Origin of the sequence: Bacteroides sp. NSJ-48, assembly GCF_014287405.1 — a bacterium.
Taxonomy (GTDB): Bacteria; Bacteroidota; Bacteroidia; order Bacteroidales; family Bacteroidaceae; genus Bacteroides; species Bacteroides stercoris.
The window spans coordinates 16,702-41,310 of the sequence record NZ_JACOOD010000004.1 but is presented as its reverse complement, the minus strand read 5'-3'; the positions used below and the strand labels follow the sequence as shown (position 1 = coordinate 41,310).

The window sequence follows — 24,609 nt, the reverse complement described above, 5'->3', positions numbered from 1 at the left end:
AATAAATTAGTACTCCCTCCATTGAAATGATGCTCATCCCTGTTAACACAAGATGAGCATCTTTCAATGGAGGCATTACATCGAAAACGTAAAGAGATGCCCCTGTTTGACGACCACACCGCTATTCTAATCAAAACGACATAATCCTTTATACGATGAGCAAGAAACAACTACGACGCAGGGCCTACCTGCTGTACCGGTTACGAAAACAGGGTATCCGATGCCTGACACGTTGCCGGACCATCTTCTACCCTTACGGGGAGGATCCTAAATCAGTACCGCAGATCTGCAGCCTGATAAGCGAATTCCATTTCCATGTCCAGTTTGAAATACCCGCCTGACATGAAACCGGGAGACATTGCAACGCTGAAAGTGCCCTACAAGGGCTATCGCCGTATAGAGCTGTTGGAACGGCTCCAATACACCTGGCTGGTACGCATCTGCGAGAGCGGGAAGGAGATCGAGGTCTATGAAGACGAGTTCGAAACGGATTAAAGGCACGGAACAATGAAAGGAGAACAACAGGAAGAACGCATACCGAACTTTATCGGCAATGCCGTCATTATCCTCACAGCCGCCCATCTGGGCTGCGAGGTGGAGATGCTCGCCACCGCACAGGAGGTGTGGCGGACGAAACGCCTGCCCGAGGCGGTACTGCTGGGCATGTACGAAAAGGCCGCATGCGATGCCGTGTCGGCTGTCCGGAAGAGAGGTCTGGCGGAACAGGCTGACCGTCTCGGAGAGATATTTTACAGGACGGGGGAATTTCCCCCGCCGGAAGAAGACAATACATAAAAAGGAGTAACAAATGAAAACAAGGACTTTTCAGGAAATATATGATTTCTGCCGTACGGACGATACCTACCGGAGCTATTTCGAGGCATCGGACGAGTCCCGCATTACCGGAGCAAGGGCAAGAAAGTACTATTACGGCGACATCCGCCGAGGCCAGTGCCGCGTGGGGACATTCATCTACTGCCAGTCGATGCGGCAGCTTGAAAGGTTCCTCGAGGGCGCAAGGCAGGACCACTACATCCATGTTGACCCGCCGGCCTGCCGGGAAGTGAGCCTCAAGGACGATATGTTCCCCGGCCAGACCGCCTATATCGTGGTACATGTCAGGAGGCAGGGTGTGCAGATTGAAATCGAACACCCGTTGCATGGTGGATGGGTGCATTTCACGGCACGCTCCCACCGTCCCTTCACCAGGGAGGGAATCATAGCCGAGGCGAAGTCCTACATTGACAGCCACATCCTGCTGGCACCGGGAAGATACCGGGACTTGCAGCTGGAACATATGGTTTCCAAGGAACAGTTCCCCGCATGGTACAGGCAGTATAAAATGAGGCTGCACGACCGGGCGGAAGCCGAACATCGGGATATGGTGGACAGATACAGGCACAGGAACGACCTTACCTACGGAGAAGCCCGTGACATGCTCGCGGCTTCGGGTATATTCTTCGACCTGAACTGCGACGAGTTCGAGCGGGACGAGATTACGGAACAATTTGTAAGACTTTGTAACAAAACATAATACCCAGGCAAATGAATCTATATAATCAAATCAAATATAACGGGTATCGCATCAACATCTATTATGATGATGACGCCCGAAGCCCGCGTGAAGCGTATGACAATCTCGGTACGCTTTATACGGCACATCGTCGCTACCGCCCGGAGAAGGAGTTTGATGACCACTTCGATATCGACAAGGTTTTTGAAGGGCATATCGGAAATTTCCGGGAATCGTTCCTGAAGGAATATATCGCCCTGCCGGTCTACCTCTACGACCATGGCGGCATTACAATATCCACCTCGCCGTTCAGCTGCCCGTGGGATTCCGGATTTTTCGGAATCATCGCGGTACCGTTGGACAAGGTGCGCCGGGAATACGGGTGGAAGAACATCACCGCGAAACGCAGGAAGCGGATCGAGGGATACCTGCAAGACGAAATCAGTACCCTTGACAACTACTATACCGGGGAAGTTTTCGGGTATCGCATCATGCCGGAAAGTGACGATGACAATGAACTGGACAGTTGTTGGGGATTCTATGGTACGGAATGTATGAAAGAACTGGAAGCCGAATGCAGGCATATTATCGACGGGCAGAACAAAGCGGCAGCATAAAATAGAAAAATACGCATAATAACTGGAAATACAATGAAGACATCATACGGACTTGAATTTGACACGGTAACAGAAATCAATCCTGAATGGAGCGACTATGACAAGACGATAGCAGGATGTCACCTGGCCAATGCCAGGGTGGTCATCGTGGATACGGAATACGGGCAACCGATAGACAATGAGCATGACCTTGAAGAAATCTACCGGATTCTCGAAAAGAAAAAGACAGGCCATACTAAAAATGAACGACATGGAAGAAAAACGAGATAACAAGGAAATCAGGGTACGCCTGCACCATATCGACCGTGGAAACTGCACGGAAGTATGGGAGGTGCAGACAGAGAAGGGGAAGCCCAGACGCTATCTGGGACGTGACGACGGTTATGGACCGAAGGAGTGGTACACGCTCTGCGATGCTCCCTACGGCTATTGCGAACGCGACTGCCATGTGAGGGAGGACCTCACCCTCATTGTCTGCGACAAAGATTGGAACGAGGTGTTGCGAGACGGAACGGACAGGGAACGCTTTCCTGAAAGTTTCCCTTCACTGGATGAAGCCTGCAACGAGGCATGGAGCAAGGTCGTGAAAGTGCTTCCGCATGTCACGCACAAAGGTTTCGGGCAGTGGATCACCAAACAGTCATTCCTCCCGCTCAGCCAGACCGAAGAATTGAATTGGCGGGATAGCTACTATGAGGAAGAAGCGAGTGAGATACTCTCACGTTTTACATGGATCGGTGAAGAGTATGCCATATTCAAGGTTACCCAGAGGCACACCAAGTGCGACGCCCAATGGTACGAGTATTACGCGGGGAAGACAAACCGGCAGGAACACGAGTGGTATACCCGTTTCTTCGGTTACGAGTACCATGACCGGCATATCAGCGACGTACTCCGGACACTCGGAAGGCGGTGCGACGACATCATCCGTACTGCGGTGGAAACCCGCACGGACCACTATTACGGGCGTACGGTTTCCTGTTTCATGGACGAGTTCATCGGTTACGACCTGTCCCATGAACAGGTCCGTGACGCCAAGGAATGCAGATTGCGCAAGGCACGGGAAGACTACGACGAAGCGAACGCCTACTATTACAAACTGAAAGAGAATGAGGAAAGCATCCGTGGTATCGAATTGATGCTGCACTGCATAAGACAACAAATCCGAAAAATGAAAAGATAATGGCCAGAAAACTACATGTAGCCAGAGTTTGGCAAATCGAATACAAATATCCGGGTATGTATGGCGGGGACGGTCAGGATATCTTTTATGATATCCTGACAATGTTCGAAGTTGATAACTCCGCAGAAGACGCCTATACCGATGACTTCGAAATAGCCCGTTCGGGTCTGCAGCAGCTAAGAAAACATATCTCAGAACAGGATGAAACCTTCCGGCAGAATGCCGAAGAATTTTATTCCTGCCTGGCAAAGGTCGGGATGGACCGGGAAAAGTTTATCGAAGTACTCGATTGTCTAATCAACGGCAGTGACCAAAGCGATGCCTATGTGCATGTCTCATGGTTTTAATGATATGCCATGAAGGCGTTTCGAGCAAACCTGCCGTAACATCAAACCTGTATGAAACCTAAAGATAACGGGCTGGCCAACCTTCATGACCGGAAACGTGAGGAACGCGGTTTCTGCTGCATGCAACTGATCATATTCCTTACAGACAATGGAGTGAAGAGCTGGGATGAATGGCACCGGGCGCATACCGACGCGGCCCGGGGCGAATGCAGATACCGCAAGCGGTGCCCGGTTTATGGACGTAGCAAACATTTAATGAACAATAAATAATATGGTACTTAATATTGTAAAAAACGACCTGCCTGCCTCATGCATTGCAGAATATGTAAGATGCGTATTTGACAATGCCAAAGTAAACATCAAAGATGAAAATGCAGTATCCGTCGACATCGAAGTGACCGGAAAGAACGAGCTGCACTCTTTGGAAGGATTAAAAGAGTTGGAATACTATTTTAAAGATTATGACATAAGAATATGGTGACCGCCATGCAACGGGCGGCAAACCGGAAATTGTTCAACTACAGATAAAAAACAAGCAACATGGAACAGGAAAAACCTACAAAGCCGGAAACAGACAGAACCTTTCCGGAAGACGATGACACACTTTACCGTGAAATGACAGTGCACATGCCCCGCTGCTATTTTCCGACTTCGCTAGGCGAGAACAGTATCCTCAAATTTGCCGGAGAGGAATTCCGCCGCGTCAAGAATATTGTCTGCCGGCGCTACAACTTTAACGAGGACAAATATATCCGGGAGAACGCCGGCGTATCCCCTTTCGACTCTGTTCGAGGCAACTTCGAGCAGGAAGTGTACAGACGTCTCCGTAAGGATTATGCGCACCTCAGTATCATCTCCATCAGAAGATCACTTATGGAGAAAATCCGCGACGCCGTGAAGAAGGAGAACAACATCATCGGCACGTTCTACCGCAACTGCGGCGTACATTACCGGGAGGCGGAATCAGCGGAGTATGAAACCTCCCCGATAGTGGTGGTCCACAATTCCGCTTTTTACGGATACGGCGGTTATGAAAGTGCGACCGTTTATGAACTTTTCATCGACGGGAACGGCAAACTGCTCTGCACGCTCAACGGCGAAGCCGGCGAGGATTTCGATGAGCCCATCGGACAGGTACAGACCGAGGGATTGCTTGAGATTGCCCACTGGCTGGAAGAACACGGGTTCATCTCCGCTGATGTCAATGACGACGAGATTGTCGTATGCGAGGGGTGCGGTTCAGACAATATACAGACCCAGGCATGGGTGGATCCGAATGCCCGTACATTCATCGGTACCACGGGTATAGACCGCTATGATAACTGGTGCGACGAATGCGAGGACCATCAGCCATTCTGTACTTTAAAAGAGTTCAAAGAACGCATGGAGGAATGGTGGAACTCGTTGGACGCAAATCAAATGGAACAGATCACGGGTTGCCGTCAGGACAAGTGTCCGGCCGGAGACAACCATCAGGGGTTTGCCGAAACCTGCAATGAATGGTGGGAAAACAAGGGCTATGACGAGAAACGTAAAATCTGGAAAGAACATAATGACTGCTGATTATGATTTACAATCTTCTTAAACGCATACAGAACCTGTTGGCTTCCAAGCCGTCCGGGACAAAGGAGGAACAGGAAATCCTGAGTCTGGTCAGCCAGGCGCTTCCTGCAATGCTCAATGGGCATGATACGGAAACACTTGCCGCCAATGAGCTGCTGGTACGGATATGCCCCGACACCAAACGGCCGGTCCTCGTATGCCATAACGGCAACGGGCAGTGCCTGTGCCTGCACAATGGGACGACGGAAGAGGATGCCGTCGACGTGGACTTATGGCTGCGTTCCAACGGTAGAGAGTGTAACGGCTACAACAAGTTGCAGGAGGCTGTCGTGGACCTTGCCTACAATGCCGGGGCGGACAACCTGTGGGAGGACAGGGACTCCCGTGCCGTCAATGCCGAGATCGTCCAGTGGGCGGAAGAATTCGAGACTGAGCATGCGGGCACTGATTGGGATGCGGAGGACTACTTCCTTGCCATCGACAGGTTTTACAAGGAAAAGACAAAACAAATGAATCCGGTTACAATACCGGCGAACTGAAAAAATGGCAACCGAATGGACAAGGAAATTGCAGAAGAAATCATCCGGGAAAACCGTTATCCGTCCGGATATGACATACAAGACTATCTGTTTGACAATGAGGATACTGTGCTTTCTCTGGAGGACGGAACGGAGCTGCTTGATGACTTCGACCTCTGGAAAGAACGTTCCGACCTCGAACTTGAAAAAATCATGGACCGGAACTACTGGTCCTCGACTGGTGGATATTAGATTAAAAACAGGAATATAATTATGGTAAGAGAACTTTATCAACGGCTCAGGGAATATTTCAACAACTTACCCGAACCGACAGAAGAGGAAAGACAATTTATCCGGGAGCTGAACGCCGGGTATTTCCCTATCACGTCCGTCCACCGCGATGACCTGGAAGGACAAGGTTTCGATGTGGAAAAGATCAGCGATGACGACATGCAGAATCTGGCGGAAAAGATGGCCGACGATTACTGCGAACAGTTGTTCTGGCCCAGCATGGAAATCATTGCCGGAGAAATCCTGAGTTTCCCGAAAGTAAAAACAAAAGACATTATCTGTCCGAAATGCAATTCGGAAAATATCCGTTATGATATTCACGAAAGTCGGTTCCACTGCGGCGAGTGTTCCCTGGCATGGGATGACAAGTTATATGCACTCGTGGAATTTCCCGAGGAAAGTGCTCCTTTCGAGGAAGAAGGAACCGGTTATCCGGCATGGGGAAGCGGGGAGAACGGGGCGCTTTACGTGCCCGAGGAAGACTATATACGCCATACCGGCAAATCTCCCGAACGGGACAAGTGTTACCGTGCCGTGTGTTGGCCGGACTCCCAGAAATACATGGGAACGAAAGGTTGTGAACCCATACAGGATGAAAACGGGATACGGGATTTCGGCACATCGGCATACTGGGTGCCGCTGCTTCTGACGGAAGAAGCGGCAGAGCGACGAATGGACAAGAAAAAGGTACCGGTATGCCCCGAATGTGGGGGCACAGATATTGACATTCTGAGTGACGAGGGCGTGGCCGTATGCAATGACTGCTGCCTTGAATGGCCTTACGCGGAGGATTGAGAATGGAAACGGTAGATGTTTATACGGAACGAGGCGACCTGGTCACCTGTTCCGATTGCGGCAAGGTGATGCTCCTGCCGTATGGAGCGGATAAATGTCCCGCCTGCAAGAAAGAAGGTTGCCTGGTATGGACGGACGAAAGCTTGCGGGAAGCCGACATCGACTCCCTGCTCGAGAGGCACTGTAACCTGCACCAGAAGAGCGAACTGCAACCGGAGGAGTATCTTTCACTTTCCATACTGGTGACCGAGTATATTCCATATCTGGCCGATAAACCGCAGACAGCGCGTGAAACCCTGTTCCTACTCCTTGAAACCGGCTCTCTTTTCGAGAAATACTGGCGGGATACAAGATGCTTCCAATCCGAAAATATCTACACGCCCGCCATCAAGACACTGCTTGACAAACTGGACGTGAAACTGCGAGAGGGCGACACGATTCCGGTAGAATACCAGGATTGCCGCTCCCTGGAGGACTTCTTCAGGGTCGTTGCCGGCGAGCGTCCGGCAAAGGAAGAGGTATCGTTTTCTTCAGATAAGGAGGGAAACTATTATTTCAACGGACGCAAGGTCAAGGTGGAAAATTCTGACGAGTACGCCTACCGCCTGCTGAAAACCAAAATACAGACGAGCTACCGGCGTCCGGTAGATTTTTACTTCCGCTTCCTTGCCCGTTTCGGACCATACGGAACTTATGGCAACGTGTATTACCCGAGTATCACGGACCTGATATGCAGGCGTTACCTGCCTGAAACCGCAAAATGAATTCCGGAAAGGCGATGGACAACGGTTCACCGCCTTTCTTATTGTATAACTTTTTTAATATCAATCATTATGGCAACAGCATTAGCAACAACGGCCGCCCCCGTGCAGTTCGATTTCCAGAACAACAACGTCGAGGTGATGACGCTCGACACGCTCCGGCGCACACACAAGGAAAATGACATCTATGGCAACCCGCTCAAGGGAATCTACCATTACGAGGTGATAGAGCGCATGGCGGACATCTGCCAGAAACACAACCTGAATTACGAGGTGGAGGAAATCTTCGCCGCCCAGAACAAGAACAAGGCACAGCCCGGCGTGGTCGTCCTGCCCCAGGTGGAACAAAAGTACGGGGCGATGGCCGTCGAGGCGCATATCCTGCGCCGCGTTTATACGACCATCCGCATTAAGGAATGGGAAACGGACGAGCTGACCACGACGCTTGTCATCGCCTTCCATCAGGACGGCATCCAGGCGGCCATCGGCCCGTGCGTCAGGGTGTGCCACAACCAGTGCATCCTCTCCCCCGAACGCAGTGTGTCGAACTACGGGAAAGACAAAGTCACCACCGAAGAGCTTTTCGGTCGTGTAGACGAGTGGCTCTCGAACTTCGAGGTACAGATGAACGAGGACAGGGAACGCATCCGCCGCCTGAAAGCGAAAGTAATTACCCCGGTGGAGATGTACGCCTACATCGGATTGCTGACAGCATTGCGCGTATCGCATGACAGTTCCGACAAGCGTCTTTCGTCCAAGGTGGAGACCTATCCCCTGAACCAGTCCCAGATTTCCATCTTCACCGAGGACCTGCTCAAACTCACCGAAGAGAAGAAGACGCTCACGGCGTGGGATATCTATAACGTGGCAACCGAAATCTACAAGCCCGGACGTACGGACATTCCGGCCATGATTCCCCAGAACGGGGCGCTGGCCGAGCTGATGCTCTCGGAAGGGTTGCCGGAATCTTAAAAGGCTGCCACGTGACAAGAATCAAGGGACAACTGACGACAGCCGACTACCTGCCCATAGCGGAATATAACAGGCTGGTCCGCGGGCTTGAGAAGGACGGCGAGTACCTGTGGGAGACCTACTGCTGGCTGTCGTTCTGCACGGCATGCAGGGCCTCCGACGTGAGGACCCTGCGCTGGAAAGACATCTTAGGAAAAAGCACCATGACCCGCATCGAGCAGAAAACAAAGAAAAACCGCCTGATCAAGTTCAACAGGGACGTGCAGGAGAAGAACCGTTTCCTGTACGAGATGCTCGGACAACCCGCCCCCGAACAGTACATCTTTCTCAGCCCGCGTACCGGGAAACCTTACTCGCTGGAATACATCAACAGGCTGCTCAAGGTATTCAAGGTAAGGTACAGGCTGCCGATCAGGGCATTCTCCACACATACCTTCCGCAAGACTTTCGGGCGCTATGTCTACGAGCTGATGGGACGCTCGGCCGAGGGCCTGATCCTGCTCAACCAGATATTCCGCCATTCCAACCTGGAAACCACCCGGCGCTACATCGGGCTGGCGCAGGAGGACATCGACAAAGTGTTCGATTCCATACGTCTATGAGAATATTTTCAACGATGCCCGGAACCCGAGCGGGAGGTTCCGGGCTATGCTTTATATAACATATCAAAATCAGAACTGTAAATGGACACACCGATATATATCGACACATACTTCCGCGTCGAGTCCGGCTATGACGGCGGTCGCATGCCGGAAGAGAAAGCCGGACGCTTCTTCGACGAGGTAAAGCGCCTTTTCACGGAAACAGGGTTCAGCATCAAGGAAAACAAATACAAAGACGGTTGTCCCGAGGTGTATCTCGGAAAGACATGCCTGTACTGTCATCCCCAATCGTTATCGGGCCCTGTTCTTAAAGAGCACATGGAGCTTATCGAGAAGATTCTGGCACAAGGAACGACCTTCCGGTACCTACGTACTGACACTTACGGCGAGATTCTCGACCTGACGGAGGAGGAAGAACTCGCGTATTACCACAAGACTCATGACATGACTATCGGGGGTGTCTTTCTCGACGCCTTCCGCACCAAGCGCCGGAACCTGTACAAGAGCCGGGAGCAGGTGCTGGAAATACTCGTCGAAAAGCTGCGTGTCAAGACACTCCGTGGGAAGTCCGTTTATTCGAACACCTCCCCGGCATACCGTTATATCAGGGAAATGTACGGGAAAATGGTGTCCGAAGGACGGCTCGTCGAGGGATGCAAGCAAACCGCTTCCGGGAAACTGCCGCTCTGCCGCACGGCAACCGGCAGGGAACTGAAAATGAAAAGACGGGAAGACGACAGGACGGAATGACACGCGGTTCCGTACCGGACATGGCCGGATACCAGTCCGAAGACTTCTGTAAATCATAATTTTCAAGCCGGACTGTCAATCGAAAGAAGGACGACCCGGCTATACTTCAACAACAAGAGATAGCACTATTATGAGCATACAAATCGGAAAACTGTTGCCGGACGGCAGTGTCCGGCACATCAAGGCGCTCCATGAGACGCTTTCAAAAGACCTTGTGAGGAAACTCCGGGTGTTCTATCCCAATGACAGACGGGTAGATGCCCTGCTGTCGCTGGGCGACATACAAAAACTGGGACCGTCACCCTATGGAAAATGGACAGGAACCGGCGATACCGTCCACTGTTTTTCAAAGATCCGTGACGGACGGGAAACACCGCGGCAATCCGCATCACGCATCGCGGACAACGCAGACATTTTCGGCCGCATGGAGGACACGTGCCTCCTGTTCGATAACGGCAGATGGCATGTCATGGACAAGGGAGAATACTGTGAACAGCCGCTCTTCGTCGAAGATACGCCCTCCCATGACAGCATGAAACCGATCACGGTATATGTGAACAACCATGTCCGACTCGAAAAGATAAATACACCGCAGCACTGGCAGGGACTTGAGGAACTCGCCGAACGGGAATCCAGGATACTCTATGTCTACCGGGGGTGCCGCCTTGTGAGAATCGTCCGTTCGTCCAACCTTAAAAAGAAACTGTATGCGGCACAATAACATCGTATCGGCCATAGAATGGCTGCCGGAACACCTGTTCACGGAAGAGATCGTGGAAGCAGCCGTCGAAAGCAAGGAAATAGAGGTGCTGAGCCATATTCCGGGACGTTTCCTCACACCCGGACGTATAGAACGAATCATCGCGGGCAGCACGGAGAGCTGGCACAGCTTCGAGCTGCGCAATATTCCGGAGGCGTACCGTTCGGGAGCAGTCTGTGACTACGCCATGCGCAAAAAACCGAAGAATATCACGGCCGTTCCCGAAGCAATGGTTACCCGAGAAATGGCAGAAGCGGTCATCCGAAACGGACGCGGGGATTTCGACATTCTCGCCTTCATACCTGAACGCCTTTGGGATGCGCAACTGGCATACCTGGCCTTGCGCAGCTATATTTACGACCCGTATTACACGGACAGCAGGACAGACGCCGTCATGAAAACGGGGCTTATCCTCGGATATGTCCCCGTTGAGGTAAAGACTCAAGAGTTCTATTACGGGATGCTCGACGGGATGAAAATATTGAGCACGGTTACCGATGCCGTCGTGCCGTCCCGTTTCAAGACTGCGGCATACTACCGCAAGATGGCGGAACATGACCTCTCGCTTGTTCCCGCCCGGTTCTATTCCTATGAGATTCTCCATGCGGCTGTCTGTTCGACCGAAGGAAAAAACTTCATCACAGACCCCCAGTTTTTCAAGCCGTTGTCGGTATATCTGGACGACATGCTGGCGGACCGGCTGATGGAGAAACACCCTTACATGTTCGGGGAGTTGCCGAAGCGGTTCAAGACACCGGAAAGACTGGTCATTGCCATCGATAACAGCAAACGGGAGACGAACTGCTATATCGACGAGGAAACTGAACAATCCCTGCTCTCGGTGGAAGTGTGCAAGGCATTCATCCGAAGAAACGGCAACTGTCCCGAATTTCCTGAAAATGTATGGACGCGGGAATTTGTCGACTACTGCATGGAGCACGGGACGAGTTTCCGCTGGTTCCGCCAGATGCCCAAAAAGTTCCAGAGCTCCGCGAACACGCAGGCGGCGTATGATTACGGTCATTACCATATCTGTGACTTTGCCAAACGGTTCATCACTCCGCAAATGGCGAAGGAGTGCTACCAGGAGCGCAGTTATGCACATGCCATCCCCGGACATTTCCTCACGGAGTTCTGCCGACAGACCGGACTGCCCGAGAAGTTCTACGGCGGGGAAACCACGATGCTGTCGCTGAAAAACAGCCGTGACGACTATACTTACTGCAAAGTCGGCAATACCTGTCTGGCCTTTTACCTGAAAGAACAATACGAGCCGTCCTCGGCACATCTGATGATGACGCGGTCGGATTCAAAATACTGCACGCCGGAGAAGGTGTTCGACGTGCCTGTCGGAACCTTCCACCGCACGTGGCTGGAAAAGATCGTGGCGGAAAACGACCCCCGCTTTGTCAAACCCCGTGTGGACAAAGCGTTGAAAGCCGTACAGGCGGTCTGCTATTACGGTGTCGAGAAGTTGAAGGACCTGAACCGTACGGAAATCTTCCGCAACACCTTCATGGGTGAGACCATCGGTTACTGCGCCCGCCGCAGGGACCTGACCTACCACAGCGACAACTGCGGGACCCTTATCGAGGGCTTGAAGTTCAAGATCCGGGGAATGGCTGTCCCCGTAACCTTGGCGGAAGACATGACTCCTTATACGGCCGACATGCTGCACCGGAAGTTCGGCTTCTGCTATATCGGAATGACGGCATTCGCCACGGACTACGGCCTGGACATGGAGAAGGCATACACCTTTGCACAGATGCGCCAGATCGTAAGGGAGAAAGGGCACAAGCCGTCATTGAGAAACTACAAACGTGAACTGAAACAAATAAACATCATACAATGAAAAAATACCGGATAGCTATCGAAGAGACGCTCCGTAAGGTCGTGGAGATCGAGGCAGAAACGCCCGGTCTGGCCGTCTGCAGGGCGGAAGACGAATACAATGAAGAGAAACACGTGCTGTCAGCCGACAATTTCGCAGGAGCTGACATCGCGCTCTCGACTGATGACAGCACGGTCATGGAGACTCTGGAAGACGTGGATTTCATCGGATACGTGCAACGCCGTTTCGAGGAATGCCGGGAGTCCATATCCGTCGAAGACAAAGTCCGGCTGGCATTCGGAAGTTTCGACAACGCCCTGTATGAGTTCGGCGAATACCGTAAGGAGGCGGCCCGGAACCGCCCGCAGGTCTACCTGCTGTACCGGAGCGATGCCTGGCACAACCGTTCTTCCATGGAGCTCATAGCCCCGTTCTCCTCCCTCGAAAACATGATGGAGTACCTGCGGCGTAAGAAGAAGGAATTCCGCCTGACGGAAAGTGATCTGGAAGAGTTCAAGAACAACCGGCAGACGAAGGGGCGCGACGAAAACTACCTGTACGAGTCGGATTATTTGGATGTGCTGCCGGAACAGGAACCCGAACTGCCGCCGAAAGATGACGCTTTCTATGACAAGGTTTTCACCTGCGGGCAATCCGAGCTGTCACGCAGGGAGTTGGAATCTCTGCCGGAGCCGTTCGATACCTACCATGTTACGGACGAAGAAATGGAACAGATTGTGTACGAAACGGAAATGGAGACACGGGACCGGCTGCGGCTCGGTAAAAGAAAGCCCATAGATTTTGACAATGACCGCCATAGTGAAATCTGGTGGGAAGAAATGGAAAAAGCAGTGGTAAGGCACGGCGTACCGTACTACGAGGCCGAATAACGAAAATAGAACCTGTTCATCACATGCCATAATGATGACGGGCCGTCGCGGCTACGGCTGCGGCGGTCTTTTTTTTTCAAAACGAGGTGAGTATTCCACCCCTTATACAAAACGATTACCTACTCTTAAAAAAACGGATTTATGAAACAGACAAGACAGGATTTCTTCACGGCGAACGGGGAAGGAATCAAAATCATGACATTTACGGAGTTCGCCCGGCATATCCTGCGTATGGAATGCGGGGAAAGTCTGGAACTGTATGCCGTTGTGAACCGGCAGACACGGGAATGCTCCCGGCCGCTCTCTGTCAGAAAGGAACAATGGAACGGTACGCCCTTTTACCTGCTCGGCGGGCACGGGCAGGAAGTCCGTACCATCAATTTTGCGGGTCGTCCGAAAGAGGAGTTTGAAACGACCTGCCATGATGCCTTGGACAGCTACGATGCCGTGGAAAGTATCGGGGCGGTCGTGTCAAGACTGCGTGAATTATCTCCTGAAGAACTGCATAAGCGGATTGCGGAAGAGATGAAGACCGGCTGTAAATACCTGTTGGTCTACCGCAGCGAGGAGGAGATGACGGCCGCACTCGACGGCAAGATATACGCCATCAGCGATACGGACGGCAAATTCCTTTGCGACCTGTATCAGCCGGATTATCTCCATCTGGAAAACGGGGGCGATATTGTGGACACCGCATCCATTCCGGACATGCATTTCCATTCCGATTGGGCAATCGCCAACCCCACGGTACGCGACAAGGTGCTCTCCTCCCGGATGGTGATTATATATACCCACGAAACGGCAACGCTATGATAGAGATTGGCAACAGGATAGAAACGCCGGAAGGTGTGTTCTATGAACTGGAATACGGAGGGGAAGGAAACATCTACAAGAACGAGGATGCCTTTCTCAACCGCCCCGATGAAGTGTGCTATATACCCGAATACGCGGCAGAAGACCGTGAGGACTGGCGTGTGCCGGAGAGCAGTGACGGCTGTTTCACGCATAACTCACTGCTCGCCCTGTGCAAGGGTAATGAAGAGGTGTGCCAGGATCTGTTTTACAGCCTTGAATGGACGTACCCGACCACCTTGCTGGAAGAATGGGACTCGAACGGCTATTTCGATGAGATCGAGGGCTGGTATGACAGTAACGATTAAATGGAACGGCATATCATGGACAGGAAATACAAAATCACATACTCGGGAAAAATCACGGGCAAGACCCCGAACTACATATTGAGCCTGCGGGCGCATCTGAAAGGCATTTTCCCTGAAATGGAACGGTATGGTAAGGAAGAATTCGACCACGTGCTTCATTGCATCAGCTCGTTCATTGATGATTTTACCTTCAAGGTACGCAATTCCCGATACCGGGGAGACATCCTGAAAAGGACTATCAGTAACGACTGCCTGAAAGTGTTCAACCTGGGTGACGAGAAAGTGATACTGACCGTCTCCTTCACCCCGCTGGAAACATGAAACCAACAATATGACAGATATGGATAAAATACAGAAAGACAATGCGGAGCCGGGCAAAGCCCCGGACAAAATGAGCGCCGACAAGCTGCATCTGTTCGCCACCCAGTACGCCTTTATCGACGGACGGCTGCACGAGGCCGAGCAAGCCATGCTGAAATTCATGCTGGAGTTCCTGGCACAATATGGCCGCGTATCACTCGGCCTTACAGAAGAGGAGGAACTCGATGACAACAACTTCCCCGTCACGACAACCTTGTACGGGAAGCACGACACGCCCCGTATCAAGCTTACCGATGTCTACCTGACGGATGACGGGGAATATCTCCTTGCTGACGGAATAGATGCGGAGACCGGGGAAAAACGGGACGGATTCTATATCTACAGCGAACAATACGCCGATATCTTCCAGTTCGTCGGCCACGCTTCGGAGATGAACTGACGAATGAGGAACAACCATAAAACGAAATATCAATGGACTGTATCAAAGATTTACAAGACGCCATCCGCAACATTCTCGTGAACAACGGTCTTACGGAACTCTGTCTGGGAGAGCCTGACGAACTGGACGATCCCACCTATATCATCTGGTATGACAGGCACTGTGAGCCTCACGAAGACCCGGTATTGAAGGTTTGCCTTGAAGATGAGGGCATTGCCGTTGAGGTCGAAGCCCGCAGTTTCGGGAACACGATAACCGTCTACGATTATGACATAGACCGTATTGAATGGTGGAAAGGCATTCATGCCAATATTCTGGAAGTGCTGGAGCGTGACGGCAAGCGCCGGTGTCCGGCCTGTGGCAGGACGGTCAAGGAAAAGCAGCTGTATTGCAGTGCCGGATGCCGTGATTTCATGACTCCCGGACCGACCGTGGAGCAGGTCGCGGAAAAAGCCAACCGGAATATCCGCAAACTGGCAAGCCTTGCCGCCGGAAAGGACAAGGCGTACCGGAAGCGGCTGATAGAGAAATATACCGTCGGCCTGTCATAGGCCGGCTTTGTGACACTAAAAAATGTATGATATTATGGCAACAAGAACCATCTACCTGACCGTACGGCTCGATATCGACAACCCGAAGGCCGATGAGATAACGGACGAAGAGGTTGACGAAATTATCAGCGAAGTGGACTATGAATTCAAAAATTACGGGGACTATGAAATCGACACGGAAATCTGCGGGAAAAATGACGAAGGTGGTCTTTAGACGCTATCCCGACGGACAGGTCATCGCCCTGTTCCCGGACATACCGTGGAGCGGACGGCGGGGTGAAATAACCTCCTACATGCATGTCGGCCAGCATGGCGCAGCCGACTATGCGGGCGTGATCGCCATGACACGGCCAGCCCATGAAAAGGAGTACCGCAACCCGCTTTCCGAACTGAGAGCCATCGGTTACGATGACCTACACATCATGCGGCGTGCAAGACCGAAATTCATAAACAGCTAAAAACAAATCTTATGTCTCATAAACCGAATGCCGTTCCTGTCTTGCAGGAGGGAACGGTCTATACAATTATACTTGACAACGGACGAAAGGTCCACGACGTAATCTATCATGCCTGTGTCGCCTCCGGCAAGTCGTATTTCGCCAAAGGCGATAAGACCTATCCCGCCGAAAAGGTGCGGAACCATTCAATCACCGGACATGCCGCATCGGACGGCTCTAGAAGGAACGGCACACCCAATCCCGACCGCTTCGCCATCACGGATGAAGTGTGCGAGGTCGTTGATGTAGTTACCACGCCGGAAACCAATCCGGAAATGTTCCGGTGTCGTGTCAAATGCCTGATGTATTCAGGCCTGTCACAAGCCGAGGCTGAGAAAGTCATCGCTTCAACGCCACTAAAGCTGGAACTCTTCTACGACGTAGGCCGTGGCAGTTTCGCTATTGACGCCGAGGCAGTTGGCAACACACCGCTGTATAATCCTTACACGGGAAAGGAAATCCCGGATGAAACTTAAGCCGAACTACATCGAATATGAGAGAACTATATATCAAGAATCTCTGCATCGAGATTACCCGACGTTGCAACATGCGCTGTACCCATTGCATGCGGGGAGATGCCGAATCCGTGGATATCCCTTTGAAACATATAAGCAACCTGCTGCGGCATGTCAGGCATATTCGCCATTTCAACATCACGGGCGGCGAGCCGTCGCTTAACGTCCGGGCCATCCGCCATATCCTCGAACGGGTACGCGCCTACGGTATTACTGTCAATGACTTTTATATCGTAACCAACGGCTCTGCCACATCCCGTTCGGAGGAATTCATAGAAGCCTGCGCCGCACTGTACGAGTACCAGGAGGAAAAGGAACAGGACTCCGGCCACATGCTCGAAATGAGCGACGACCGCTTCCATGATCCGGCAGAGCATGCCGCCACGCTCGCGGCACTTTCCCCGTATCCCTTTTTCGGAGTCCGGGGACAGGCCGAGCGTATCTTCCTTTTCCGGGAAGGCCGCAGCACGGAGGGGTTTCCGAACCCTGTTCATGGGATTTATCTTACGGAGGAGAACTACGTTTACGGCGACCTCTGTCTCAATGCTGAAGGCATGGTTCTCTCCAACGGGGACCTGAGTTATGCCCGCCAACGGGAACATGCCCTGTGTCCCTGCGGGAAACTGATGCAATATCTCCGGATGACCTTGAAAAAGCGTCAAAAAGAAAGATTGTACGAATAAATACACAAATCAAAAAACTTATGTCAATCGTATGCAGTATCTGCGGCGGCACTGGAGTGAAATGTACCGCCGTCATCGACCCGAACACCAGACAGTTCCTCGAATTTACCCGCAACGCCTTGTCGGACGGCCGGTGCAGCCAGTGCGGCAACGTTGCCCTGACCGACCCTGACGAAGTAAAAGCCGGGCTGGACAAGCTTTGGACGGAATATACGGCGCGGCATCGTGCCGCCCCTAACTACATCTGCTGCGACATTGTCCGGCATGGTGATTACGACGGGTGTGAAAAGGCGTATATCCGCATCGGAGGCCCGTCAGACGTGGTCGAGAAGTATCCGGTCGTGGCCGTGTGCCGCGACCTCGAAGAGCTCAAATCACTTGCGCTCCCTGACCCGACGCGAGAATTTACCCTCATGGGAATTCAAGGGTTCGAGTTCCACGACGTGTTGGAAAACAAGACCTACGAGATCGGGGTGGACGACCTGAAAATTCCCGTCACGACGAAAGAGGTGCTGGACTTTTACCCGGCGGAACATCGGCTGAAAGAAACGGACATCGAACAATATGCCGCGGCTTACACGGCCCGTATCAAGGCGTACAGGGAGTATACCCGTCAGCTCGACGCCACACTCGTGCGGCGGCTTCTCGACGAAGAGCGGCTGATGAAAGTCGGCGAGAGCGACGGTTTCCGCTTGAAACTCCATTTCGACTGGTTTGTCATTTTAAAGCGGGAGAACGAAAGGATGTACGCGCCTTTCAAATACGCTGTAAATGCTTATTGTCTGGATAATATCCAAACTTTCGACCGTCGTTATGTCACGCTCGAAGATGCCTTGCTCCACTGCCTGAACGGTTTCAACGAGAACGCGAACATTCCTAACCGTTACAAGTCCATCGGGCATTACCTGTCGGGGAAATCCTGACGACGGGCAGTGTATCGACGGGTTACCGGAGGCCACGGGTGCTTTCCCCTTGACCGGAATACCGTCGGAACAAGTAACAATGTAACCAAAGAATAAAAAATATGATGAATGATTATAAAATCAAGAACATTCTCGAATCCCTGAAAGAGGAGGTCGAGAACGGGAAGGTATCCCTGCGGGAAGCTGCTGTCGAACTTCATAAAGCCGGCTGGACGAATTTCATCGACATCGACGCCACGAGGAACCTACTGAAGACCCGGAATGTAACGGGGAACGGAAATGTCCCGGGAGTTTCCGACATGATGGGAAAATACCGCGAGATGAAAGCGGCGCACCCGGATGCCCTGTACATTTTCCGAAACGGGGAATCTTGTGAATTGTATGAGGATGATGCCATCGCCGCTTCCGGCATTTTGGGCATTGCCACCGCCGAACGCGTCGACGGGCAAGGGAAAGGCGTCAAGGAACTGCGGTTTTCTTTTCGTGACCTGGACGTGTATCTCCCCAAACTGATACGCGCCGGAAACCGGGTGGCTGTCTGCGAACCGAATCAAACCGGTTCGGGCAAACGAGTTTGATAACCATTAAATAACAAATATTCAAAACCCAAAGACACATGATAAAGATAACAACGATTTTCGGCGAGGACGCCGTACGGGAATATGAAGAGAACAATGAACTGCCTTCTGAAGAATGGCTGGCGGATAACGGGGGCGTCGTGGACGAGAAAGAGTTCGAGACTGAGGCGGAGTACAATGCCTACATCGCCGGGGTAAACGATGCCGACGGATGGAGTGATTATCATATCATACGCCACCGGTCGGAAGAGGCGGACACCTCGAGAGAGGAAAATCTCTGGCTACGTCTCGGAATTAGCGTCCGGGGCAGCCGGGAGGACATCGAAAGGATTCTAAACGGGGACACCGAAACCCTTCGGAAACTGCTCGATGCCGGACGTTATGGGATTGGCGGAGAGACCTATGTCCCTGGTTCGACCGTCGAGGGGTACAACGAGGACCACGACACGGAGTTCGAGGAGGAAGACGTGGAGTTCCATTTATAATAAAACCACACCATCTGCAATAATGATAACAGTAAAAGTTCTACTCGGTAAGGATACTGTAAGCATATACAGGAAAACCGGGGATATCTCGTCGGTGGAGAGCACGGCCGAATCCGGGGGATATGTGATAACCAGACATTTCGAGACCGAAGCTGAATACAAAGCCTACGCAATGGCTGTGGAAGACCTGGACGGACATGAAGACTGGCAGATGCTGGCTCCTGCCGTTACGCCGGAAGCTCCGTTCCGCAAAGGGGAATTTGTCCGGCTGACAGACGATGCAATTAAGCGGATACGTGAAAGTTTCGGGGACGGACCGGCTGACTACAGAAAGGAAATGATTTTGGAGGTGATTGCCTGGTGCCGCTATGAAGGCACATGGATCATTGAAGTCCGAGATATCCGTGAAGACGATACTCAGGAGTTCGATGCCGTTTTTCTGCGCCCCTTGACGGCACGGGATCTCGTGGCTATTTCCGCACCCCGACACCCGCTATCCACTGCGATATATCCTATTCACATCCGATAACTTAAATGATGCATGATGGAAAATATATTCATACTGCCCGGAAACGAACAGGAACTGTTTAACCGGTATTTAGATAACAACGAATACGGCCCTCTGAAAGAACGGCTGGAACTGGTCAGGAAAGCCTTGAGCAACAAGCTTTCCCCGGATGAACGCAATAAGCACGGGCTGAACGTGGGTGTGCATGAACTGTCCATGGAACGTAAGGAACTGGAAAGAAAGATATTCCAAATGGCACTCAAATCCTTTGCAGAACGGGTTTGTGACGAGCAACGCGCTCTTTGCGAACAGGGGTTCTGGCAGGCACCGTGCGGCAAAGAGGCGGAATATATCTCCTCCGCTCCGGTTCCGGACCTTGTAACGGACGTGAAGCAGTACAAGACCATTTGCCGCTGGTGGGAGAAGCTGTCCGATACCAGGAGGCTGAAGGTAGCGGCGATGTTTGCAAACGAACTGGGACCGATATACGGGCACGACACCGAAACGCTGGAACGGATTTATAGCCGCTGGTTTCTACTCTCCTTAGATGGCAAACAACGCATCTACCATTCATGGACCACAAACGAAAAACAGACTTCACCATGCCATACAAAAGCTCGGGAATAATCATCAGCGGGACACAATATGACCGCAGGCAGAAGCTCACTCCTTTTCAGAAGGCTGAAATTTTCCACCGTTACATGACAGAAGCTGTCAGCCAGCGCCAGCTTGCCCGGGAATACGGTGTCAGCCGCAGGCTGATAACCTTCATTGTGAACCCAGAAAGCGAAGAGCGGAACAAGGAACTGCTGAGAGAGAACAAGGCAAAAGGCTTGTATAAATATGACCGGAAGAAACATACCGAAAATATACGCAACCACCGTCGTTACAAACAGAGATTATTTCAAGAAGGTAAAATCATACTAAAAGATGGATAGACAATGAGAATACAGGAGAAACAAAAAGCGTTGGAACAGGAAGTTATAGCCAACCTGTGTGCGATACCGAAAATGCCGGAAAATATGTTGCCCCATACGGTATATGTCGAGGAGGAAGGGGAAGACGGGTATGGCCACGGGATACCGGTATACACCATGTACCGGTTGGAGGAGATACGCACGGACGGAAGCTGCACGCTTTACAACGCGGAAAGCCGGGAGCGTTTCACCTGCCGCCACCTGCATGAGATTAACATGGACTGGCTGGTGACAGTCTGGGAACGTTATCTGGAACTCTGTGTCGAGCAGGATATCTGGAAAGGGAATGCCGTTGCATTCCTGAAAGACCGTACCGGCAAACCGGAAGAGGAAATCATTTCATTCGTGGAAACCTCGTGGGACAAATGCCAGGCTTATACAGACAACCTCAAGGCGTTTCTTGGGGAAGATAAAGACCGGGAAATATGGATATTCTCTTTCCCGCTGGACGAATTTGAACGTGACGTTCCGGCCGGAAAAATCATCGTTGATTACGAAAATAACCCCGCAACGCGGGTTGAGAAGATGACACCGCTGGAATTTACGGCCAACATCAATGATGAATGTTTTGATGACCGGAACAATTGGGTAAGAGCCATTGAACTTCCCAAGCAGGAATAATAAACTATTTGAATCAATAAATATGATTACAAAAGAAAACATTGGCAACGAGACCTTTGAGTCTATGACCATCAATGACACGCCTGCATTGTTTACGGATATGCGGATTGACCGGAATGCCGTTCCGGAGGGACTGTACGCATACGATATCCGGGAGTCGGATGACGGGGACCGTCTGGCGACCATCGAACCGACGGTGATGGTAAATCATGGCGGAACCATCCTGACCAGGAAAGAGTTTATCACGGAAAAGGACGGCTATGTACAGATTGACGAATACGGTTTCGAGGACTCCATGACACTGGAAGAGTGGCTTGAGGAAAACAATTAAATGTATAAAGGATATGGATATTAAGGAACTGACAGAAAGGTATCGGGATCGTTTCGATGCCCATTACCTGCAAGACGATAACGGAACCGGCAGAAAAGGTCGGAAACGGAAAAAGGAAGTTGAGACCCCGAATTTTCTCAAGGATGTTATCCGGCCGATCCTGGACACTTTGCCGGACTTGTTGCCGGAGTACGGGTTCACCAAAACTACGGATGATTACGCCATGTACGGCGAGTATTACCGTATCAAGGCGGGTATCGTCCTCGTGGGAGGTTTTTCCATCGATGAGGATTTTAACCTGTACTTCACGCCATTGTTCCATGGCAAAGCCTGCGGTAAGAGTCACAAAATCGACAGCATCGGACAACTCGTTGAAATCATCCGCGAACAATTTGAAAGAAGGGAGGTGAAGATGAAAGGATAGTTTCATGCAATAGACATGGGTCGTTCCGTAATTTATTGTATATTTGTCAGATGAAGAAAGTCTGTATATGTATTTCGGACGAAAGCCCGGCAGTTGAACGGATTACAGGCACTTTCATGTTTGGCTGACATCAAACCTAATATATCTATTTGATATGAAAAAGGAAGAGATTATTCGCCGCTGTTACGGCGGCATGAAGGAAAGGCATGGCGTGGAAACCATCATCCTTTTCCATGTCGGAGATTCATTCGAGGCGTATTTTGATGATGCCGAAACGATTACCCGGATCACGGAAGTGCCCCGGTTCAAGATGACGGCGGCAGGTATACCTGCCATCAGGATTTCCGACGCCGCCTTGGAAGAATGTAGAAACCGGTTGCTGGATGCAGGATGCAAGGTATGCGTGTCCGAGGTCCGGGGGGTATCCGGCCGCCACATTCTCAAAATCAATGAAACAAATACGGAAACGGGCCGATGAATTGATATTGATAGCGGCAGCAATAGGTCCTTGGACACTGTTGGTGGTAGCGGTATTAATCATCGGAACGCTGAAATGCTGTCTGACCACGGACTCGGACAGCATTGACGAAAGTATCAACAAATCACCGGGGATAGTCGCGCATGTCATGGTACTGGACAGTACGGATAATGGTTTTCGGGTGGTTTATGCGACGGCTGAGCCGGTAACGGATGAAAGGTTTGCCGAGATATGCGACAGGCCGGGTATTCTGGAGGGGTTCGAGAACCTGAAACGGAAAGCTCCCGAACACTTTGGCGGCAACCTGCTGGAAACCGACATCTGTGACTTCGCGTTGTACGCCTACCGGTTTCCTATCGATAAGGACGTACGGATACACAATATCTTTGTCGCCGGTAAAGAGAAAATGGACTTCTATGTCCGGAACAACCCGGACCTGCCCGGGTGCGCTACATGGATGCACCACGGTACGGAACAAGGGAACCAATATCTGAATGCTGACGATATAAATCACTGTATACCCAACGGAAGGCGGATTTACCGTTATTGGAAATGCCGTTATCTACTGCAAACTTCTGATACTGACGAGCGTTTCAGTCATTTTACAGAGGAGGAAAGGCTGTACTGAATGCAGCCTTTTCTCTATATATATTACACATAACCATCTGAAAATTAATAACTAAAACGTTTTGTTGGCGTGAAAAATTGGCATATATTTGTATGGAAAAGTGACCCATTGAAAACAGATTGTCAATTGAAAGCAATAGATTGAATATGAAAGAACAGTAATATGACATCGGAAAAATCGCAACTGAAGTTTGCGAGATCGGAAGAGACGGGCGAACTGATAGGGTTCGTTTCGCGCCATTCCAAGACACGTAAATTGATGGGAGTCCGTGAAGACTCAAGATTCGGCAAGCAGATTTGTGTCCTTTCGGAAGACCTGAAAGGAACTCTCGAGCCAAACATACTATACTCGGTAGAGTTGAAACCCATGCACAAAGCCAACGGGTATGTAGTCGTTGCCGCTACCCCCGTGTTATTTCAGGCGCATGTGGAAACAGTGATCGTCCCGAAGACATTGTATCAAGTAACTGTGACGTTCGGCAACAAAAAGATTTTCTTCGACCCGAAAGACGGCAAGAGCGTAATGAGCCGCACAATAGACGGTGTGCTGGAAATCCTCAAGGGACGCAAGGATATCAAGTACAAGGAAGGTGTCATCACCGACTATCTGAATCAGGCGCGTGCTCTGGTACGACGTATGGAATCCGACGGGTTCATCTATACGGGAGACAGACATCAGGGAGGAATTCAATGAAAGAAAAACCGGTCGTGGGTATTGCGACCGACGGTGCCCATTCTGCAAAAGAGAGGTTGACACGCTTCCGGGCTGTCGACCTCTCTTCAGGAAAAGAACTCTTTTCCAAAGCTATCGGTAACTGGACGAACAATATCGGGGAGTTTCTCGGCATTGTCGAGGCGGTCAGATATGTCATGGAACATCCGGAAAGTCCGCGAACAATCTACTCGGACAGCATTACAGCCATCACGTGGTATTGTAACAAACAGACAGCCTCTTCACGCAGATGCCCGGCATTGCAGAAAGCGGAGATATTCCTCAAAGTGATGGAGGCAAGAATCAAGGACATCGAAGTGCTGCACTGGGACAACCGCCTGTGGGGTGAGATTCCTGCCGACTTCGGAAACAAATAACAACATCAA

42 protein-coding genes are annotated in these 24,609 nt (G+C 51.2%); all 42 read left to right on the top strand.

The window, feature by feature from the left end:
- Nucleotides 1-315 precede the first annotated feature (315 nt).
- The 42 genes from H8S52_RS02985 to H8S52_RS02780 all read left to right on the top strand — a co-directional run bounded on the left by H8S52_RS02985 (nt 316) and on the right by H8S52_RS02780 (nt 24,600).
- Nucleotides 316-495, top strand: a complete 180-nt coding sequence (locus tag H8S52_RS02985) for a hypothetical protein (protein WP_004322731.1) — start codon at nt 316-318, stop codon at nt 493-495.
- Between the two features lie 12 nt (nt 496-507).
- On the top strand, nt 508-795 hold the full coding sequence (locus H8S52_RS02980; RefSeq protein ID WP_004322729.1) for a hypothetical protein: 288 nt from the start codon (nt 508-510) through the stop codon (nt 793-795).
- 13 nt (nt 796-808) lie between these two features.
- A complete protein-coding gene (locus H8S52_RS02975; RefSeq protein WP_008860791.1) occupies nt 809-1,534 on the top strand; it encodes a hypothetical protein in 726 nt (241 codons plus the stop codon).
- Between the two features lie 11 nt (nt 1,535-1,545).
- On the top strand, nt 1,546-2,130 hold the full coding sequence (locus H8S52_RS02970) for a hypothetical protein (RefSeq protein WP_008143037.1): 585 nt from the start codon (nt 1,546-1,548) through the stop codon (nt 2,128-2,130).
- Nucleotides 2,131-2,163: 33 nt separating this feature from the next.
- Nucleotides 2,164-2,400 (top strand): hypothetical protein, encoded by a 237-nt coding sequence (locus H8S52_RS02965; RefSeq protein ID WP_004322721.1) that lies wholly within the window; start codon nt 2,164-2,166, stop codon nt 2,398-2,400.
- Nucleotides 2,381-3,313, top strand: a complete 933-nt coding sequence (locus H8S52_RS02960; protein ID WP_008143040.1) for a hypothetical protein — start codon at nt 2,381-2,383, stop codon at nt 3,311-3,313. The genes H8S52_RS02965 and H8S52_RS02960 overlap by 20 nt, the downstream gene beginning before the upstream one ends.
- A complete protein-coding gene (locus tag H8S52_RS02955; protein WP_008143041.1) occupies nt 3,313-3,660 on the top strand; it encodes a hypothetical protein in 348 nt (115 codons plus the stop codon). Before H8S52_RS02960 ends, H8S52_RS02955 begins: the two co-directional genes overlap by 1 nt.
- Before the next feature lie 51 nt (nt 3,661-3,711).
- Entirely contained in the window at nt 3,712-3,930 is a 219-nt protein-coding gene (locus H8S52_RS02950) for a hypothetical protein (protein WP_004293651.1), read from the top strand.
- A gap of 1 nt (nt 3,931) precedes the next feature.
- Entirely contained in the window at nt 3,932-4,141 is a 210-nt protein-coding gene (locus H8S52_RS02945; RefSeq protein ID WP_004293652.1) for a hypothetical protein, read from the top strand.
- A gap of 59 nt (nt 4,142-4,200) precedes the next feature.
- The gene (locus H8S52_RS02940; RefSeq protein WP_004293653.1) at nt 4,201-5,223 is read left to right on the top strand and encodes a hypothetical protein; all 1,023 of its coding nucleotides are present in this window, start codon (nt 4,201-4,203) and stop codon (nt 5,221-5,223) included.
- 2 nt (nt 5,224-5,225) lie between these two features.
- Nucleotides 5,226-5,762 (top strand): hypothetical protein, encoded by a 537-nt coding sequence (locus H8S52_RS02935; protein ID WP_004293654.1) that lies wholly within the window; start codon nt 5,226-5,228, stop codon nt 5,760-5,762.
- A 15-nt stretch (nt 5,763-5,777) separates the two neighbouring features.
- Nucleotides 5,778-5,993: a hypothetical protein gene (locus tag H8S52_RS02930; RefSeq protein ID WP_004303944.1), complete on the top strand. Its 216-nt coding sequence runs from the start codon at nt 5,778-5,780 to the stop codon at nt 5,991-5,993.
- A gap of 21 nt (nt 5,994-6,014) precedes the next feature.
- Entirely contained in the window at nt 6,015-6,827 is an 813-nt protein-coding gene (locus H8S52_RS02925; RefSeq protein ID WP_004293656.1) for a hypothetical protein, read from the top strand.
- Nucleotides 6,806-7,591: a hypothetical protein gene (locus tag H8S52_RS02920; protein WP_004293657.1), complete on the top strand. Its 786-nt coding sequence runs from the start codon at nt 6,806-6,808 to the stop codon at nt 7,589-7,591. Before H8S52_RS02925 ends, H8S52_RS02920 begins: the two co-directional genes overlap by 22 nt.
- Before the next feature lie 69 nt (nt 7,592-7,660).
- Nucleotides 7,661-8,560 (top strand): DUF932 domain-containing protein, encoded by a 900-nt coding sequence (locus H8S52_RS02915; RefSeq protein WP_004293658.1) that lies wholly within the window; start codon nt 7,661-7,663, stop codon nt 8,558-8,560.
- An 11-nt stretch (nt 8,561-8,571) separates the two neighbouring features.
- Entirely contained in the window at nt 8,572-9,162 is a 591-nt protein-coding gene (locus H8S52_RS02910) for a tyrosine-type recombinase/integrase (RefSeq protein WP_004293659.1), read from the top strand.
- Nucleotides 9,163-9,243: 81 nt separating this feature from the next.
- The gene (locus tag H8S52_RS02905; protein WP_004293660.1) at nt 9,244-9,912 is read left to right on the top strand and encodes a hypothetical protein; all 669 of its coding nucleotides are present in this window, start codon (nt 9,244-9,246) and stop codon (nt 9,910-9,912) included.
- Between the two features lie 130 nt (nt 9,913-10,042).
- On the top strand, nt 10,043-10,633 hold the full coding sequence (locus H8S52_RS02900) for a hypothetical protein (RefSeq protein ID WP_004293661.1): 591 nt from the start codon (nt 10,043-10,045) through the stop codon (nt 10,631-10,633).
- The gene (locus H8S52_RS02895) at nt 10,620-12,524 is read left to right on the top strand and encodes a hypothetical protein (RefSeq protein ID WP_008143046.1); all 1,905 of its coding nucleotides are present in this window, start codon (nt 10,620-10,622) and stop codon (nt 12,522-12,524) included. The genes H8S52_RS02900 and H8S52_RS02895 overlap by 14 nt, the downstream gene beginning before the upstream one ends.
- On the top strand, nt 12,521-13,393 hold the full coding sequence (locus H8S52_RS02890; protein WP_004293663.1) for a DpnD/PcfM family protein: 873 nt from the start codon (nt 12,521-12,523) through the stop codon (nt 13,391-13,393). Before H8S52_RS02895 ends, H8S52_RS02890 begins: the two co-directional genes overlap by 4 nt.
- A gap of 141 nt (nt 13,394-13,534) precedes the next feature.
- A complete protein-coding gene (locus H8S52_RS02885; protein ID WP_018665674.1) occupies nt 13,535-14,206 on the top strand; it encodes a hypothetical protein in 672 nt (223 codons plus the stop codon).
- On the top strand, nt 14,203-14,553 hold the full coding sequence (locus H8S52_RS02880; protein ID WP_018665675.1) for a hypothetical protein: 351 nt from the start codon (nt 14,203-14,205) through the stop codon (nt 14,551-14,553). Before H8S52_RS02885 ends, H8S52_RS02880 begins: the two co-directional genes overlap by 4 nt.
- On the top strand, nt 14,554-14,874 hold the full coding sequence (locus H8S52_RS02875) for a hypothetical protein (RefSeq protein WP_004293666.1): 321 nt from the start codon (nt 14,554-14,556) through the stop codon (nt 14,872-14,874). It abuts the gene before it with no gap.
- A gap of 19 nt (nt 14,875-14,893) precedes the next feature.
- Nucleotides 14,894-15,313, top strand: coding sequence for a hypothetical protein (locus H8S52_RS02870; RefSeq protein WP_004303935.1), 420 nt, complete (start codon nt 14,894-14,896; stop codon nt 15,311-15,313).
- 32 nt (nt 15,314-15,345) lie between these two features.
- The gene (locus tag H8S52_RS02865) at nt 15,346-15,864 is read left to right on the top strand and encodes a hypothetical protein (RefSeq protein ID WP_018665676.1); all 519 of its coding nucleotides are present in this window, start codon (nt 15,346-15,348) and stop codon (nt 15,862-15,864) included.
- A 34-nt stretch (nt 15,865-15,898) separates the two neighbouring features.
- The gene (locus H8S52_RS02860) at nt 15,899-16,078 is read left to right on the top strand and encodes a hypothetical protein (RefSeq protein WP_004293669.1); all 180 of its coding nucleotides are present in this window, start codon (nt 15,899-15,901) and stop codon (nt 16,076-16,078) included.
- Nucleotides 16,059-16,322 (top strand): hypothetical protein, encoded by a 264-nt coding sequence (locus H8S52_RS02855; RefSeq protein ID WP_004293670.1) that lies wholly within the window; start codon nt 16,059-16,061, stop codon nt 16,320-16,322. Before H8S52_RS02860 ends, H8S52_RS02855 begins: the two co-directional genes overlap by 20 nt.
- Before the next feature lie 11 nt (nt 16,323-16,333).
- Complete coding sequence (locus tag H8S52_RS02850; protein ID WP_004293671.1) at nt 16,334-16,837, top strand: hypothetical protein; 504 nt, start codon at nt 16,334-16,336, stop codon at nt 16,835-16,837.
- Between the two features lie 17 nt (nt 16,838-16,854).
- On the top strand, nt 16,855-17,559 hold the full coding sequence (locus tag H8S52_RS02845) for a radical SAM protein (protein WP_025068530.1): 705 nt from the start codon (nt 16,855-16,857) through the stop codon (nt 17,557-17,559).
- 20 nt (nt 17,560-17,579) lie between these two features.
- On the top strand, nt 17,580-18,482 hold the full coding sequence (locus H8S52_RS02840) for a hypothetical protein (RefSeq protein WP_117901650.1): 903 nt from the start codon (nt 17,580-17,582) through the stop codon (nt 18,480-18,482).
- A gap of 101 nt (nt 18,483-18,583) precedes the next feature.
- Nucleotides 18,584-19,060: a hypothetical protein gene (locus H8S52_RS02835; protein ID WP_008143055.1), complete on the top strand. Its 477-nt coding sequence runs from the start codon at nt 18,584-18,586 to the stop codon at nt 19,058-19,060.
- A 38-nt stretch (nt 19,061-19,098) separates the two neighbouring features.
- Entirely contained in the window at nt 19,099-19,545 is a 447-nt protein-coding gene (locus H8S52_RS02830; protein ID WP_004293675.1) for a hypothetical protein, read from the top strand.
- 22 nt (nt 19,546-19,567) lie between these two features.
- Entirely contained in the window at nt 19,568-20,074 is a 507-nt protein-coding gene (locus tag H8S52_RS02825) for a hypothetical protein (protein ID WP_008143058.1), read from the top strand.
- 12 nt (nt 20,075-20,086) lie between these two features.
- Entirely contained in the window at nt 20,087-20,680 is a 594-nt protein-coding gene (locus H8S52_RS02820; protein ID WP_004293677.1) for a hypothetical protein, read from the top strand.
- Nucleotides 20,656-20,991, top strand: coding sequence for a hypothetical protein (locus H8S52_RS02815; protein WP_004293678.1), 336 nt, complete (start codon nt 20,656-20,658; stop codon nt 20,989-20,991). The genes H8S52_RS02820 and H8S52_RS02815 overlap by 25 nt, the downstream gene beginning before the upstream one ends.
- 3 nt (nt 20,992-20,994) lie before the next feature.
- Entirely contained in the window at nt 20,995-21,651 is a 657-nt protein-coding gene (locus tag H8S52_RS02810; RefSeq protein WP_004293679.1) for a hypothetical protein, read from the top strand.
- A 22-nt stretch (nt 21,652-21,673) separates the two neighbouring features.
- Nucleotides 21,674-21,982 (top strand): LPD28 domain-containing protein, encoded by a 309-nt coding sequence (locus H8S52_RS02805; protein ID WP_008143065.1) that lies wholly within the window; start codon nt 21,674-21,676, stop codon nt 21,980-21,982.
- A 13-nt stretch (nt 21,983-21,995) separates the two neighbouring features.
- A complete protein-coding gene (locus H8S52_RS02800) occupies nt 21,996-22,406 on the top strand; it encodes a hypothetical protein (protein WP_021891778.1) in 411 nt (136 codons plus the stop codon).
- 154 nt (nt 22,407-22,560) lie between these two features.
- Nucleotides 22,561-22,884 (top strand): hypothetical protein, encoded by a 324-nt coding sequence (locus H8S52_RS02795; RefSeq protein ID WP_004293682.1) that lies wholly within the window; start codon nt 22,561-22,563, stop codon nt 22,882-22,884.
- Nucleotides 22,856-23,512, top strand: coding sequence for a hypothetical protein (locus tag H8S52_RS02790; protein WP_117901651.1), 657 nt, complete (start codon nt 22,856-22,858; stop codon nt 23,510-23,512). Before H8S52_RS02795 ends, H8S52_RS02790 begins: the two co-directional genes overlap by 29 nt.
- Nucleotides 23,513-23,674: 162 nt before the next feature.
- Nucleotides 23,675-24,205: a hypothetical protein gene (locus H8S52_RS02785; RefSeq protein WP_004293684.1), complete on the top strand. Its 531-nt coding sequence runs from the start codon at nt 23,675-23,677 to the stop codon at nt 24,203-24,205.
- A complete protein-coding gene (locus H8S52_RS02780; protein ID WP_008143073.1) occupies nt 24,202-24,600 on the top strand; it encodes a hypothetical protein in 399 nt (132 codons plus the stop codon). Before H8S52_RS02785 ends, H8S52_RS02780 begins: the two co-directional genes overlap by 4 nt.
- Nucleotides 24,601-24,609 lie beyond the last annotated feature (9 nt).

Bases quoted from the DNA above. Each gene is read 5' to 3' on its own strand.
- H8S52_RS02985 (WP_004322731.1), top strand. From the start codon at position 316: ATGTCCAGTTTGAAATACCCGCCTGACATGAAACCGGGAGACATTGCA.
- H8S52_RS02980 (WP_004322729.1), top strand. From the start codon at position 508: ATGAAAGGAGAACAACAGGAAGAACGCATACCGAACTTTATCGGCAAT.
- H8S52_RS02975 (WP_008860791.1), top strand. From the start codon at position 809: ATGAAAACAAGGACTTTTCAGGAAATATATGATTTCTGCCGTACGGAC.
- H8S52_RS02970 (WP_008143037.1), top strand. From the start codon at position 1,546: ATGAATCTATATAATCAAATCAAATATAACGGGTATCGCATCAACATC.
- H8S52_RS02965 (WP_004322721.1), top strand. From the start codon at position 2,164: ATGAAGACATCATACGGACTTGAATTTGACACGGTAACAGAAATCAAT.
- H8S52_RS02960 (WP_008143040.1), top strand. From the start codon at position 2,381: ATGGAAGAAAAACGAGATAACAAGGAAATCAGGGTACGCCTGCACCAT.
- H8S52_RS02955 (WP_008143041.1), top strand. From the start codon at position 3,313: ATGGCCAGAAAACTACATGTAGCCAGAGTTTGGCAAATCGAATACAAA.
- H8S52_RS02950 (WP_004293651.1), top strand. From the start codon at position 3,712: ATGAAACCTAAAGATAACGGGCTGGCCAACCTTCATGACCGGAAACGT.
- H8S52_RS02945 (WP_004293652.1), top strand. From the start codon at position 3,932: ATGGTACTTAATATTGTAAAAAACGACCTGCCTGCCTCATGCATTGCA.
- H8S52_RS02940 (WP_004293653.1), top strand. From the start codon at position 4,201: ATGGAACAGGAAAAACCTACAAAGCCGGAAACAGACAGAACCTTTCCG.
- H8S52_RS02935 (WP_004293654.1), top strand. From the start codon at position 5,226: ATGATTTACAATCTTCTTAAACGCATACAGAACCTGTTGGCTTCCAAG.
- H8S52_RS02930 (WP_004303944.1), top strand. From the start codon at position 5,778: ATGGACAAGGAAATTGCAGAAGAAATCATCCGGGAAAACCGTTATCCG.
- H8S52_RS02925 (WP_004293656.1), top strand. From the start codon at position 6,015: ATGGTAAGAGAACTTTATCAACGGCTCAGGGAATATTTCAACAACTTA.
- H8S52_RS02920 (WP_004293657.1), top strand. From the start codon at position 6,806: ATGGCCTTACGCGGAGGATTGAGAATGGAAACGGTAGATGTTTATACG.
- H8S52_RS02915 (WP_004293658.1), top strand. From the start codon at position 7,661: ATGGCAACAGCATTAGCAACAACGGCCGCCCCCGTGCAGTTCGATTTC.
- H8S52_RS02905 (WP_004293660.1), top strand. From the start codon at position 9,244: ATGGACACACCGATATATATCGACACATACTTCCGCGTCGAGTCCGGC.
- H8S52_RS02900 (WP_004293661.1), top strand. From the start codon at position 10,043: ATGAGCATACAAATCGGAAAACTGTTGCCGGACGGCAGTGTCCGGCAC.
- H8S52_RS02895 (WP_008143046.1), top strand. From the start codon at position 10,620: ATGCGGCACAATAACATCGTATCGGCCATAGAATGGCTGCCGGAACAC.
- H8S52_RS02890 (WP_004293663.1), top strand. From the start codon at position 12,521: ATGAAAAAATACCGGATAGCTATCGAAGAGACGCTCCGTAAGGTCGTG.
- H8S52_RS02885 (WP_018665674.1), top strand. From the start codon at position 13,535: ATGAAACAGACAAGACAGGATTTCTTCACGGCGAACGGGGAAGGAATC.
- H8S52_RS02880 (WP_018665675.1), top strand. From the start codon at position 14,203: ATGATAGAGATTGGCAACAGGATAGAAACGCCGGAAGGTGTGTTCTAT.
- H8S52_RS02875 (WP_004293666.1), top strand. From the start codon at position 14,554: ATGGAACGGCATATCATGGACAGGAAATACAAAATCACATACTCGGGA.
- H8S52_RS02870 (WP_004303935.1), top strand. From the start codon at position 14,894: ATGGATAAAATACAGAAAGACAATGCGGAGCCGGGCAAAGCCCCGGAC.
- H8S52_RS02865 (WP_018665676.1), top strand. From the start codon at position 15,346: ATGGACTGTATCAAAGATTTACAAGACGCCATCCGCAACATTCTCGTG.
- H8S52_RS02860 (WP_004293669.1), top strand. From the start codon at position 15,899: ATGGCAACAAGAACCATCTACCTGACCGTACGGCTCGATATCGACAAC.
- H8S52_RS02855 (WP_004293670.1), top strand. From the start codon at position 16,059: ATGACGAAGGTGGTCTTTAGACGCTATCCCGACGGACAGGTCATCGCC.
- H8S52_RS02850 (WP_004293671.1), top strand. From the start codon at position 16,334: ATGTCTCATAAACCGAATGCCGTTCCTGTCTTGCAGGAGGGAACGGTC.
- H8S52_RS02845 (WP_025068530.1), top strand. From the start codon at position 16,855: ATGAGAGAACTATATATCAAGAATCTCTGCATCGAGATTACCCGACGT.
- H8S52_RS02840 (WP_117901650.1), top strand. From the start codon at position 17,580: ATGTCAATCGTATGCAGTATCTGCGGCGGCACTGGAGTGAAATGTACC.
- H8S52_RS02835 (WP_008143055.1), top strand. From the start codon at position 18,584: ATGATGAATGATTATAAAATCAAGAACATTCTCGAATCCCTGAAAGAG.
- H8S52_RS02830 (WP_004293675.1), top strand. From the start codon at position 19,099: ATGATAAAGATAACAACGATTTTCGGCGAGGACGCCGTACGGGAATAT.
- H8S52_RS02825 (WP_008143058.1), top strand. From the start codon at position 19,568: ATGATAACAGTAAAAGTTCTACTCGGTAAGGATACTGTAAGCATATAC.
- H8S52_RS02820 (WP_004293677.1), top strand. From the start codon at position 20,087: ATGATGGAAAATATATTCATACTGCCCGGAAACGAACAGGAACTGTTT.
- H8S52_RS02815 (WP_004293678.1), top strand. From the start codon at position 20,656: ATGCCATACAAAAGCTCGGGAATAATCATCAGCGGGACACAATATGAC.
- H8S52_RS02810 (WP_004293679.1), top strand. From the start codon at position 20,995: ATGAGAATACAGGAGAAACAAAAAGCGTTGGAACAGGAAGTTATAGCC.
- H8S52_RS02805 (WP_008143065.1), top strand. From the start codon at position 21,674: ATGATTACAAAAGAAAACATTGGCAACGAGACCTTTGAGTCTATGACC.
- H8S52_RS02800 (WP_021891778.1), top strand. From the start codon at position 21,996: ATGGATATTAAGGAACTGACAGAAAGGTATCGGGATCGTTTCGATGCC.
- H8S52_RS02795 (WP_004293682.1), top strand. From the start codon at position 22,561: ATGAAAAAGGAAGAGATTATTCGCCGCTGTTACGGCGGCATGAAGGAA.
- H8S52_RS02790 (WP_117901651.1), top strand. From the start codon at position 22,856: ATGAAACAAATACGGAAACGGGCCGATGAATTGATATTGATAGCGGCA.
- H8S52_RS02785 (WP_004293684.1), top strand. From the start codon at position 23,675: ATGACATCGGAAAAATCGCAACTGAAGTTTGCGAGATCGGAAGAGACG.
- H8S52_RS02780 (WP_008143073.1), top strand. From the start codon at position 24,202: ATGAAAGAAAAACCGGTCGTGGGTATTGCGACCGACGGTGCCCATTCT.